We start from the raw sequence: 11,922 nt of genomic DNA, 5'->3' as shown, positions 1-11,922 counted from the left end.
CAAACGATCTGTCGGCCGATTTGTGCGCAGCATACTCCTTGCAAGCGACCTGATATAACGCTACGCTGACGTCTACATAATGTCATTGAGGCAAGGCGCGATGTGTGGATCGGCATGGTTAAATGTGTGGGGTCAGTGGTCCCGCTTGCTGGCATGATCCGCTCGACGACGGGCTATGGGAGAGGAAGTTGCCACGGGCGATCCGCTCTCCCGACACCGGTTGGAGACTTGCTGCGATGAATGCGCGCACAGCACCGAACATCTTCGTTCGCGAAGGAGATGGCATTTCAACGTTGGTCGTTGAAGGTGACTGGACAGCGATTTCGATCGCAGGCCTTTCCGGGCATGTTCTGAGTCCCTCGAACCTCTCCTTCTCAAGCGACTTCGGAAACCTGGGAAGGATAGACAGCGCAGGCGCGCTCGCCATCCTGACTCTCGCACCCAATGCGGCATTTACCGCAGACCTGCCCGCCAATCTTGCTGATCTGTTCGCGCTGGTGGGCTCGGCCATGGCCGACCGCGATGTCCCGTCTATCAAAACTCCCCCATTTCACGTGCGTCTTGGCCAAAAAGTTTATCGAGCTGTCCAGGAAATCGGCGCAAGCGCTCGATTTCTCGGGCAACTTGAGGTGGCGCTCATGAAATCTCTTGCACATCCCAAAAGGATGCGACTGATCGCACTGGCGTCGTCAATTCAGAAGGCCGGCTTCGATGCGCTGCCACTCATAGCGATCATGACATTCTTTATCGGCGCAGTAGTGGCTCTCATAGGAAGCGATCTGCTCAAGACATTGGGTGCATCGGAACTGGTCGTCGAACTGGTTGGCATATCCGTCCTCCGCGAGTTCGGCGTCCTCATTCCCGCGATACTACTTGCCGGTCGGTCCGCTTCCACTTTCGCGGCCCAGATCGGCGCAATGCGAATGAATCAAGAGACGCAGGCAATGAAGGTGATGGGCATCGACCTGTTCGACGCGCTGGTTGTGCCACGCGTATTGGCATTGCTTGTAATTATGCCCCTCCTGGCGATTGTTGCCATGCTGGCTGGGTTGGCCGGCGGGCTTGTCGTCAGCTGGGGCATACTCGACGTGAGCCCGACATATTTCGCCGAACGACTCTCGGCTGCGGTCGATATCCGACACTTCTGGGTTGGAATGGCAAAAGTACCGGTGCTGGCCATTGTGATTGCGCTTGCCGGATGTCGCCACGGCCTTTCGGTACGCGGAGATGTTGAGGATCTGGGCGGGCGGGTGACCGTCGCCGTTGTCCAAGCGCTATTCGCAATCATCCTTCTGGATGCCGCCTTTGCAATTCTCTTCAACGTGCTCGAAATATGATTTGCGATCCGGACGTCGTTATTCGGGTGGAGAATCTTAAAACCCGATTTGGCGATCACATTATCCACCAGGATTTGAACCTAGAAGTCCATCGTGGCGAGATTCTTGGTGTCGTCGGAGGGTCCGGTAGTGGAAAATCCGTCCTGATGAACACCATTTTGGGCCTGATTGCGCCTAGCCATGGGACAATCGAAATCTTTCAGAAAAAAATTGGGAGTCGCTTTGATCGTACGGAAATTAATCACCGAATTGGCGTCATGTTTCAAAATGGCGCGCTTTTTTCTTCTCTTAGTGTGCAAGAAAATGTCGAGGCTCCTCTCATCGAACATACCCGTCTTAGAGAGCCGTGGCTCGAGGCCGTGGCTCTGATGAAAATCGGCCTTGTCGGACTCGATGCCGAGGTGGGCCGGCAAATGCCCGCTGAACTTTCAGGCGGAATGCGAAAACGTGTAAGCGTAGCGAGGGCCTTGGCGCTCGATCCAGAATTGCTGTTCCTTGACGAACCCACTTCGGGCCTCGACCCGATCGCAGCCGCGGAATTTGACCAGCTGATACGGACGCTGAGCGACACGCTGGGGCTTACTGTCGTGATGGTGACCCATGATCTCGACAGCCTGTATTCCATCAGCGACCGCGTGGCCGTGGTTGCGGATCAGAAAATTGTCGAGGTTTCGCCAATCGCGGAACTTGAGAGGTCTGACCATCCTTGGATCAGGGCGTTTTTGGGAGGGCGGGCGGAGCGCGCCAAGGAAAGGAACCGCTAATGGAACGCGACGCGAACTACGGTCTGATTGGGGGCCTGACGCTGGCTCTGCTAGCGGCGGCTTTCGGCTTCATCCTCTGGCTCGGTCAATCCCAATTCGCGCGTGATTTCGACGAGTATCGGATCATTTTCGATGGTCCTGTCCGCGGGCTGAGCGAGGGAGGCGAGGTGCAGTTCAACGGAATTCCGGTGGGAGAAATCACGCGTATTAGTCTTGATCCCAGAAATCCAAACAGGGTGCTTGCAGGAGTGCGCCTGCGCGAGGATACGCCTGTGCGCGTCGATTCTACCGCCGCGACGGAGTCGCAAGGCATAACCGGCGGAAGCTACATCCAGATCAGTGCGGGGACGCCCTCTAAGCCGTTGTTGAAGGAGGTTTCCAAGGAAGCGCTCCCAGTGATTAAGGCGGAAAAAAGTTCGCTACAATCCCTGATGGATGGAGGTGGCGCATTGTTGGCGGATGCTTCGCAGGCCCTGGAAAGGGTCAACCGGACCTTGTCCGACGAGAATATCGAAAATGTTTCGGCTGCTATTGCGAATGTAACAGCTACCACGGCGGAATTGCGATCTAGTCGCGGAATGTTCAGCAAGGCTGAACAAGCGTTTGCACGCCTGGACCGGGCGGCGGCCGATATCGAGGCCGCGGCCGCATCGGCGCGCACGGCGATCGATGGCGACGGTCGCAAGACGTTTGCCGATGTCTCGGCAGCCGCTCGAGATCTTCGAGAGGGGATCGCCGAGGCGAGGGTGGTCATTCACAGGCTTGATGACGCCGCGAGTGGATTGGCGGCGCCCGACGGCTCCGGGATTGCTGCAACTTTGAAATCGCTCGATAGCGCGGCGCAGGAAATCGAGCAGCTCGCCGGCCAGCTACGACGGACCCCTCGTGAAAGGAAGCTCCCCCAATGAAAACGATCTCTGCAAGAATGTTTTTGCTGATGGGCGCGCTAATTTGCCTTTCTGGTTGCGGGAATATTCTGGGAACTGGCGGCAAATCGACGTTGTACCGGATCAGTAGCACGCCCGTACCGGAGCGTGAAATTGCACGACAGTGGATTCCGGTGTATATTACGCGACCGACGCTTCCGCCTGGGGCCGATGGAGACAGGATCCTCACGATCGAGAATCGCGAAGTCACGTATCTGGCCAAAGCACGGTGGATGAGGCCTGCGCCCGAGATGATCCGCGAGGCTATTGCCGGAAGCGTAGCGCGCAAAATCGATCACGCATATATCCCTGTCCAGAGCGTTGCTTCCGATCATTACGTCCTATCCGCACGGCTTTCTTCTTTTGCAGCCTATTACGACCAGGGGCCCGACGCGGCCCCGATCATTCGCATCGCCGCGCAAGTGGAACTAAGCCGATCCAAAGAATCGGAACCACTGGCAGTCACGCGCATCGTCCTTGATAGGTCAGCAAGTGCAAATAGCGTTTCGAGTATCGTCGAAGCCTTTGATCGCGCGAGCCTTGAAATGGCCGACGAAATCGCGAGTTGGACGGCTGCGGCGATCAACTAGCGTGAAGCCAATGGAAACTTAGTCGGGACAACGGCCCAGCCCAAGATGAAGCGGGAATGTTATGGGTGGCTCCCCTTCAGGGAGGGGCGGCAGCCGTACACAAATAGATCGACAGCTTGCCTCATTCGGGCTGAAGAGGTTTCATTGTGACTGGTCACTCCCACTCCAAGAGCGGCCCGACGAAAAGGTGACAAAATGACGCTGGAGATAAACTGCTCCGCAGCAAAATTCGCGTCTGACACCCTGATTTCTCCCCTCTCCTCGGCTTTGCGCAAGACCTCTGCCACCAATCTCGTCGTGCGTCCTACGCCGAATTCGTAAAGGTTTCGCGCTAAAGCGGGAAAACGTGCAGCCTCAGCCATTACAACGCGTTCCAACGCGACGTGAATGTCGGTAAGCATCCAGGATAGCAGTTCATCGGACAGCTCTTCAAGCTCGAGCCGAACGTCGCCATGTTCGGGAACGTGCTGTTCAAGGAAGGAGAGCCGATCCTCGATTTCCATGAGTATTGCCGCTTCGAAAAGCAGCTTTTTGTCCCCGTAACGGGCGTACAACGTGCGCTTGGAGATGCCTGCTTTTGCAGCAATCCGTTCAGCCGTTGAACGACCGAATCCGTCGGCAAAGAAGACATCGCGGGCGACACGGAGAATTTTCCTCGAAAGTGCTTGCGAGGCTTGTCGAGTGGGCCTCCCTGTTCGTCCGGAAGCTGGTTCTTTGGTTTTTTGGGTCGACGCCATGCCTCATCTTGGCCATACCTTGACCGCGCTGCAAGCGTAGAGCGCTTTGCCTTGGACAGCCCGACCGAGATTGCCCGGGCTTATGCAAGACTCACGAGGCCCGCTGAAATTATCCCGCCTGAAAGGATCGCTGCCATTCGCACGGAATGGACGCAGTGTGATCTCATCTAGGCGAGTTGGTTACGATACGCTTCGCGTAAGGCCTTTTTGTCGATCTTTCCCGTTGCAGTGAGCGGTACTGTCGCGAACAGGATGTCGTCCGGCAGCCACCAACGAACAACCTTCGTCTCCAGATGCGCGCGAATTGCGTCGGCTGTGACGGCTTGACCTTCATGCGTTTCGATCACGAGAAGGGGGCGCTCTTCCCATTTTGGATGATATACGCCAACGACCGCCGGGACCCGGACGCCGGGGTACCCAACCGCCGCATTCTCGATATCAATCGAGCTGATCCATTCGCCCCCGGACTTGATCACATCTTTCTCGCGGTCGGTCAGCCGGAGAAAGCCGAAGCGATCGATCGTACCGATGTCCCCGGTGTCGTACCAGCCATCGCTCCCGGCGCCCTCAATATCGGGGAAATAGCGATCGACGACCCACGGTCCGCGGACCTGGAGCGCACCCGCCTGCTCACCGTCCCAGGGGAGCGGCGTGCCATCGCCGTCGATAATGCGCAGTTCGATGCCAAATTGCATGCGACCCTGCTTCGTCAGCGGGAGGTCGTTCGCGAAATCCTCGCCTTCGGCCATCAGGAGCGGGGAGGGCGTCGAAATCACGCCGAGCGGATTGGTTTCGGTCATGCCCCAGAGCTGCAGCACAGTGACACCATATTTGGCTCGGAATGTCTCGGCCATCGCCCGGGGGACGGCCGAGCCCCCAATCACGAGGCGCTTGAGATTGCCGACCCCCGTCCCCGTAGTGTCGAGATGAGCGAGGTACAAGGTCCAGATCGTCGGCACACCACCCGAAAAGGTGACGCCCTCTTCGTTGATCAGGTCGGCAAGACTGGCACCGTCCATCCTGTCACAAGGAAGCACTAGCTTGCAGCCGTTGATCGCTGCCGTGAAGGGAAGTCCCCATGCCGTTGCATGATACATGGACGAGCAGGGCATGATGACATCAAAAGCGCTGAACCCGAAGGCACTGCTTAGACCGGCCGCCATCCCGTGAAGAACGATTGAGCGGTGGCTGTATAGGACGCCCTTGGGGTCGCCCGTCGTCCCCGAAGTGTAGCAAAGAAATGCGGCTGCCTTTTCATCGAAGCTCATCCAGGTGAGGGCTCCGTCCTCGCTTGCCAGCAACGCTTCGTAGTTCAACGTGTCGGCAACATCTGGCGCGATCGTTCCGCGCTCCGCGAGAAGGACATAGCGCTCGATACCCGGAAGGAGAGGACGCAGCCGTGCGACGAGCTCGGCTAGATTGGGCTCGAAGAAGAGAATGCGGCTCCCTGCATGAGCGATAGTGAAGGCGATCTGCTTGTCGCTGAGACGCGGGTTGGCGGTGTGCAATACGGCGCCCATGCCCGGCGCCGCATAGAAGAGTTCGAGGTGGCGGTGGGAGTGTTCCAGGCGAGCGAGGAGACGCCGTCGCCCGTCGCAATCCCGAGGACGCCAAGGGCCTGCGCAGCCTGACGCGCACGCTGATCGCAGCGGTGCCAGTCATACCGCCAAACCGGCTCCACGACAGCCTTCGAGACGATCTCCCTCTTGCCGTGCGCGCGCGCTGCATATTCCAATATTCCGCTGATCAGCAGCGGCGCGTCCTGCATCAATCCCCGCAACATGCTGCATCCTTCTTCGCCCCACTGCGCCGTCGCGCGCACGGTTCCGCCTCTCGGTTCCGATCGCCGCGCTGGCTGTCAATGACCGTCATCATGCTGGCCCATGGGCAAACTCCACGGGCCGCGATTGCATTCAGCCAGCAATTCTCAATGATCATATTGCAGCGGCACGGCTTAGGTTCGATCGCCCCCGAGATGTTCTCGCCCGCGTTTCAAATTATTCACTCGCTGGTTTCAGCAACAGCGACAGGAACCGCCAATCGGACCAATCACCTTTTTTCCCCGCCGCTAAGGCGGCAATGTCGAGTTTCGCCTGCCTCACGATCGTAAGCCGAAGCGACGGAATGATATAGAGGCGTTGATCGCCCGCGCCGGCGGCGACGACCATATCCGCCGGTAGTTCGGCGGCATGACTGGTGATATCGGTGGACCGAGTAACAATATCGACAGCCGGCGTGCTACGGGGTAGCCACCAAGTGAGACCGTAGGCAGGATTGACCTGGCTACCCTGGAACATCTCGCCGAATGTCGCTTCGTCGACAAGTGGCCTGCCTTCGAGCTTTCCGCCCCCGCGGACGAACTCGCCGATCTTCGCCCACTCGGATGCGGCCAGCACTAGGCCCTGCGGCATGAGCGGTGCGCCATCGGGGCCGCTGCGCCAATCGCCGACCGTTACGCCTAGCGGCATTAGAATGCGACGCTCGATATAATGGCGAGGGTTGCCGTCCTCGCCTTTGGCGACGAGCTTTCGGCGCATGATTTCGCCGACGACTTGCATCGGAGCAGGGCCATACTGGAATTTCCCGCCCGGTGCCGCCGCGAGCGGTGCCTTGACCGAGTCCAAATACCCTTGGGGTCTCCCGACGGTTGAGGCCTGACCACCTGTCATCGACAGCAGTTGGCGAAGCGTGATCTGTTCCTTTTCGGCGTCGCCCTTCCACTCAGCGAGCGTCTCTGATGCCCGCTCGTCGAGCGTCAAAAGCCCGTCCTGTACGGCCGCCGCCGCCATCAGCCCGACAAGACTCTTGGTGCCCGACCAGAGTTCCTGCGGTGTCGCAATATCTGCAGAACGGCATCGAACCTCGCCATCCTCAAGGATCAGCAGCGCCACGCCAGAGTTTGCCTCGGAATAGGCGATCGCCGCGGCACAGCCGGGAAGAGGAGCGGGTTCGCCTGCCGTGGCCGGCTGTGCCGCAACGGCTGCTGCGAAAAAGAGGATGGTGCGCTTCAAGTTCCGACTCCCATTTTCTGGTGCTTGTCATTCTCGATATTATCGATAATAATTTCATTCGCAATCATCGATTGCTCGCGTGCACTGTCCGATTAGGATGGTGCCGGTAGCAGGGAAAGCCGAACGGAGAGAAATGGGCGCGACGAAGACCGAAGACGACAGTGCACCGACTCAAGACCGCGTCATTGCGCGTCTCTTGACTGACGACATCGTCGAATGGCGCATCCAGCCGGGATCGTGGCTGCGCGAGCGCGAAATCGCCGCGCGCTTCGGGGTGAGCCATGCGCCCGTGCGCGAAGCATTCCGTCATCTTGCGCGGATCGGTCTCGTGAAGGTGGTCCCGTGGCGCGGAACCTATGTGATCGATATCGACGAGCATGCCGCGAACGAGGTCTATGAGCTGTGGAAATCCCTGTTCGGTGTAGTTTGCCGCCTGGCTGCGGTCGAGATGACGGATCGCGACGGGCGCGAACTGATGCACCGTCTGGTCGAATATAAGGATGTCACCCAGCGCACCGAAAATACGTTCGAGCATATCAAAGTCTCGAACCGCATCGGCCGCTTCATCGCCAAGCGGAGCAATGCGCCGCTCGCGCTGGAGCTCCTCGACCGGGTCGCGCTGCTCGCGCGCTGGCAGCACAATGTCTATACCGACAGCTATATCGAGACGCATGGCAATGACGCCGCGAAGCGATCGGCCATCCTCTACGACGCGCTTTGCCGCCATATCGTCACGCGCGATGGCGATGCCGCCGATGCGGTGGCGCGCGATCTGATCGGCGTTACTCAGAATAGTTTCGGGCGCGCACTCGAGGAATATAAGGCCCGGCACGCAAAGACTAAGCCCAGCCGCCGCCGCGCAAAAGTGACATGAGCCGCCTCCCGACCGACCGCCGCACGTTGCTTAAGGCGGGCCTCGCGGCGCCGATCGCATTGCAGGTTAACTCCGCTGCCGCTGTATCTCGGGATTTGACCATGTTCGGCTCCGAACGCCTCTTCACCGACGTCCAAAGCTATACCGAGGCCGGCAACAAGCAGTCGGGCGGCGAGGGCGATCGTTGGACCGCCGACTGGACAGCGAAGCGGCTGTCCAGTGCCGGATTCGAAGTCGAACGCCAGACGTTTGACGTGCCTTGGTTCGAGGCCTCGCGCTGCGACCTCAGGCTCGGCGACATCACGATACCGCTCGTCGCACAACCGCTCGCCATCGAAACCGGCGAGGCTGGACTCGCTGCGCCGCTGCGCCTCGCAGAAATTCCTGAACGCCTCGACGGCGCGATCGCCGTAGTGCGCCTGCCTTTCCGCCGCTGGTCGAGCCTCGTAGATCGTGCAGCGCGCGAGCCGCTCGCCGATGCGCTTGCGCGCGGTGCGAGCGGGGTCATTCTCATTACGACCGGGCCGACGGGCGAGGCCTTGCTCCTCAATGTCCCGGCCGGTCATCCCGTATCGGAAAAGCCACTTGCCTTGCTCGCGCCGCGACTCGCCGCCCCGGTGATTGAAGCCGCGCGCCACGGTGCCGCGGCGAAATTAGCGCTGCGCGGGCGCGGTGGGGCTCGGGCAGCTCAGAATATAATCGGGCGACTCGTTCGCTCCGGCCGCCCTTGGCTCGTCGTCTCGACGCCGCGTTCAGGCTGGACCGATTGCGCCGGCGAGCGGGGGCCGGGCATCGCGATGTGGCTCGCGCTCGCCGACTGGATGCCCCGAGCGTTTCCCCAGCACAGCCTGCTCTTTCTGTGCAACAGCGGGCATGAATATGAGAATCTCGGTGCGAGCCATATCGCCGACAAGTTTGGTCCAGCCCCCAGCGAGACGGCTTTCTGGTTGCATCTCGGCGCCAATGCCGCAGCACGTGACTATCAGGAAATGCCGGGGCGCTTGCTGCCGCTGCCGAGTGCCGATCCCTATCGTTTTCTCATGACATCGCCCGAATTCGTTGCGCGTGCGCGCGAGATATTCAAAGGCCAGCCAGGGTTGGAAATGGCCTATCCTTCGGCGGAAGGCACAGCGGGCGAACTCTCGGAAGTGATAAAGGCCGGCTACACACGTCATGCTGGCATCTTTGGCGCACACCGTCATCACCACGCTGTGACCGACGATTTATCTACCGTCACACCTGACCCGCTTGCCGCTACGGCGCGGGGCGTCCGCGACCTGCTGAGCGCCGTCGTCTCCTAAACCCGTGACCCACGTGCAATGACATTGCGCTTTCCGGCTTGACTCGCTCGCGTTTTCTGCACAAAATTATCGATAATAATTGCGATAACAAAATGGGGAGAGTGACCATGGGACGCAGGGCGAACCTTCTTTTCTGCACGGCCGCAATTTGGGTAGCCGTCGCTCCGCCTGCTTTCGCGCAAGACAGACCGCCCGAAGCTCTTCCGGACGCGGCGGAAGCGAACGATGACGGCGCGATCGTCGTGACGGCGCGGCGCCGCGAGGAGCGGCTCGCCGACGTTCCTACAGCCGCTTCTGTCATCGATATCACCTCACTCACCGATCGCGGCGGCGCAAGCGGCAGCGGCGAATTGCTAGCAGACCAGCCGAGCGTCAGGTTCAACAATCTCAGCTCATCGATCACTTCCGAGATTTCGATCCGCGCCTCGTCGACCGCGCGCGCGACCAATGGCGATCCCAGCGTCGGCCTGTATCGCAACGGTGCCTATATCGCCGGTGGTCCCGTGGGCGGGCGAAACTTCACCCGCCTCGATCTCCTCGATATCGGCCGGGTCGAGGTGCTGCGGGGGACACAGGGCGCACTCTATGGCCGCAACGCGGTCGGCGGCGCGATCAATATCATTTCGGCCGAGCCCGAATTCGATCTCTCAGGCTGGGCGAGTGCGCGCTACGGCTTCGAGAATAACAGCTTCCAGACGCAAGGCGCGATCAATGTTCCGCTTGCCGAAGGTCTTGCGATCCGTCTCAGCGGCGATCTCGTCGAGCAGGACAAGGGCTTCTTCTACAATCCGGACAACGACGTCTATTTCGACCAACAGAAGGGTCATGGTCTGCGCGGCCAGATCCGTCTCAAACGCGGACCCGTCGACGCGATCATCATGGCCGAGACCCAGCGGCTGACGACCCCGGCGGTTCATTATCAGATTTCCATCCCCGCCGGCACGCCAGGCTTCCCGGGGGGATATACCCAGGATCGCTTCCGCTATCCCTGGAACACGGCGCCCCGTGCCAGCCAGGATGTCGATGGACTGCAGGCGATTATCCGCGTGGACTTGGGCGGCGCCGACCTCACCTCGACAACATCCTTTCGCAAGCGCCACTCGGAATATGACCTTGACAATGACGCGGTGAGCCCGGCCGAACTTGCGCGCGCGCGCGCTGCAGGTCAGATCGGGGCGCTAACCCCGCTCGACCCGAGCGGCGCCTCCTATGTCGTCGACACCACCGACAATTTCTCGCAGGACATCCATGTGACGGGCGCGAGCGACCGTCTGACCTGGCTCGTGGGCGCCGAGATGCTGCTGCTCGACAGCGATTTCTCCGTGACGACGACGCGCACGCCGACGCTTGCCAATCCTTCTCCGGGCAACATCGCCCCCGCCCGGCTCCATTTCGAAAGCTATGCGGCTTATGGTTCGCTCGGTTTCGATATCACCGACAGCCTCAACTTGACCGGCGAGCTCCGCTATACACGCGACAGCCGGAGCATCAGCGCGCGGCTCTATGATCTCGCGACAGGCCTGCCAACAGGCGGGTCATCGCGGATTATCGACGACAACATCAGCGCCGACAATCTCTCCTACAATGCGACGCTTTCGTACAAACTTACTCCAAATATTCTCGCCTATGGCAAGGTCGGCAGCAGCTACCGCGCCGGCGGTTTCAACACGCGCCTGTCCGATCCCCGCGCTCCGAGCCCGGTACAGGTACTGTTCGGCAACGAAAGCAGCACCTCCTATGAGGTCGGCATCAAGGGCAGCCCGGTGCGGCGCGGCTATTTCGCAATCGCGGGATATTATACCGAGCTCAAGGATCTGATCGCGCAGGTCGACGATGGATGCGCGCTGACCAACGCGGCCTGCCCGGTCGCCGCGGTCGCCTATCTCACTAATGCCGGTAATGCGAAGAGCTGGGGTATCGAGGCAGAATATAGCCACGGATTCGACCTTGGAGAAGGCGACGGCCGCCTCGCGCTCAGCGGCTCGCGGCAGGGCGGCAAGGTCAAGACGGGCCGATACGACGGTCTCGATCTCGCGCAGGTTCCCGACTGGCTCGCCTCGGCGAACCTCAATCTTCGCTATCCGGTCACCGGCGACGTTGCCTTGACGAGCAATGTGCTTGTCAGCGGACAATGGGGTGGCAAGCAGGAGCTGACCGCAACGTCGGTCGACCTCGACAATTATGTCCTCGTCAATCTTCGCATCGGCGTCGACTTCGGAAAGGTCAATGTGAGCGCCTTCGCGAACAACCTCTTCGACAAGCTCTACTATGTTGCCCAGGCGCCGACGATCAACCGTTACAGCCAACCCCGGGTGATAGGCGTCGAGGGCCGCATTTCTTTCTAGGGGATATGCTTGCCCGCGGCCTGCGGCCGCCAGCCGA

10 protein-coding genes are annotated in these 11,922 nt (G+C 60.0%); 7 read left to right on the top strand and 3 right to left on the bottom strand.

Going from position 1 to position 11,922, the window contains the following annotated elements:
* Window positions 1–188: 188 nt before the first annotated feature.
* The 4 genes from GGR90_RS03410 to GGR90_RS03395 are packed head-to-tail and all read left to right on the top strand — an operon-like array spanning window position 189 to window position 3,617.
* Window positions 189–1,337 (top strand): MlaE family ABC transporter permease, encoded by a 1,149-nt coding sequence (locus tag GGR90_RS03410; RefSeq protein WP_161786578.1) that lies wholly within the window; start codon window positions 189–191, stop codon window positions 1,335–1,337.
* A complete protein-coding gene (locus GGR90_RS03405; RefSeq protein WP_037557610.1) occupies window positions 1,334–2,101 on the top strand; it encodes an ABC transporter ATP-binding protein in 768 nt (255 codons plus the stop codon). The genes GGR90_RS03410 and GGR90_RS03405 overlap by 4 nt, the downstream gene beginning before the upstream one ends.
* A complete protein-coding gene (locus tag GGR90_RS03400) occupies window positions 2,101–3,009 on the top strand; it encodes an MlaD family protein (protein WP_037557611.1) in 909 nt (302 codons plus the stop codon). The genes GGR90_RS03405 and GGR90_RS03400 overlap by 1 nt, the downstream gene beginning before the upstream one ends.
* The gene (locus tag GGR90_RS03395) at window positions 3,006–3,617 is read left to right on the top strand and encodes an ABC-type transport auxiliary lipoprotein family protein (RefSeq protein WP_058801017.1); all 612 of its coding nucleotides are present in this window, start codon (window positions 3,006–3,008) and stop codon (window positions 3,615–3,617) included. The genes GGR90_RS03400 and GGR90_RS03395 overlap by 4 nt, the downstream gene beginning before the upstream one ends.
* Before the next feature lie 59 nt (window positions 3,618–3,676).
* Here the strand turns inward: GGR90_RS03395 and GGR90_RS03390 are convergent, their stop codons facing one another.
* The 3 genes from GGR90_RS03390 to GGR90_RS03380 all read right to left on the bottom strand — a co-directional run bounded on the left by GGR90_RS03390 (window position 3,677) and on the right by GGR90_RS03380 (window position 7,365).
* Entirely contained in the window at window positions 3,677–4,354 is a 678-nt protein-coding gene (locus GGR90_RS03390) for a TetR/AcrR family transcriptional regulator (RefSeq protein WP_037557613.1), read from the bottom strand.
* Window positions 4,355–4,521: 167 nt separating this feature from the next.
* Window positions 4,522–5,874: an AMP-binding protein gene (locus GGR90_RS03385; protein ID WP_231732773.1), complete on the bottom strand. Its 1,353-nt coding sequence runs from the start codon at window positions 5,872–5,874 to the stop codon at window positions 4,522–4,524.
* A gap of 477 nt (window positions 5,875–6,351) precedes the next feature.
* Window positions 6,352–7,365 carry a serine hydrolase domain-containing protein gene (locus GGR90_RS03380; protein ID WP_037557614.1) on the bottom strand — a complete coding sequence of 338 codons (1,014 nt, stop codon included), beginning with the start codon at window positions 7,363–7,365 and terminating at the stop codon, window positions 6,352–6,354.
* Between the two features lie 196 nt (window positions 7,366–7,561).
* On the opposite strand from GGR90_RS03380, the gene GGR90_RS03375 reads away from it, so the two are divergent.
* From GGR90_RS03375 to GGR90_RS03365, 3 genes are all read left to right on the top strand, one after another.
* Window positions 7,562–8,239: a GntR family transcriptional regulator gene (locus tag GGR90_RS03375; RefSeq protein ID WP_197411506.1), complete on the top strand. Its 678-nt coding sequence runs from the start codon at window positions 7,562–7,564 to the stop codon at window positions 8,237–8,239.
* On the top strand, window positions 8,236–9,540 hold the full coding sequence (locus tag GGR90_RS03370; RefSeq protein WP_037557615.1) for a hypothetical protein: 1,305 nt from the start codon (window positions 8,236–8,238) through the stop codon (window positions 9,538–9,540). Before GGR90_RS03375 ends, GGR90_RS03370 begins: the two co-directional genes overlap by 4 nt.
* 242 nt (window positions 9,541–9,782) lie before the next feature.
* The gene (locus GGR90_RS03365; protein ID WP_161786579.1) at window positions 9,783–11,885 is read left to right on the top strand and encodes a TonB-dependent receptor; all 2,103 of its coding nucleotides are present in this window, start codon (window positions 9,783–9,785) and stop codon (window positions 11,883–11,885) included.
* The last annotated feature ends 37 nt before the right edge of the window (window positions 11,886–11,922 follow it).

It is taken from the genome of Sphingopyxis italica (genome assembly GCF_011926545.1).
Classification (GTDB): Bacteria; Pseudomonadota; Alphaproteobacteria; order Sphingomonadales; family Sphingomonadaceae; genus Sphingopyxis; species Sphingopyxis italica.
Note: the sequence above shows the minus strand (reverse complement) of the source record. Positions and strands in the feature narration are given on the sequence as shown.

Coding starts and splice junctions, on each gene's coding strand:
- GGR90_RS03370 (WP_037557615.1), top strand. CDS start 8,236: ATGAGCCGCCTCCCGACCGACCGCCGCACGTTGCTTAAGGCGGGCCTC.
- GGR90_RS03395 (WP_058801017.1), top strand. CDS start 3,006: ATGAAAACGATCTCTGCAAGAATGTTTTTGCTGATGGGCGCGCTAATT.
- GGR90_RS03400 (WP_037557611.1), top strand. CDS start 2,101: ATGGAACGCGACGCGAACTACGGTCTGATTGGGGGCCTGACGCTGGCT.
- GGR90_RS03405 (WP_037557610.1), top strand. CDS start 1,334: ATGATTTGCGATCCGGACGTCGTTATTCGGGTGGAGAATCTTAAAACC.
- GGR90_RS03385 (WP_231732773.1), bottom strand. CDS start 5,874: ATGGGCGCCGTATTGCACACCGCCAACCCGCGTCTCAGCGACAAGCAG.
- GGR90_RS03390 (WP_037557613.1), bottom strand. CDS start 4,354: ATGGCGTCGACCCAAAAAACCAAAGAACCAGCTTCCGGACGAACAGGG.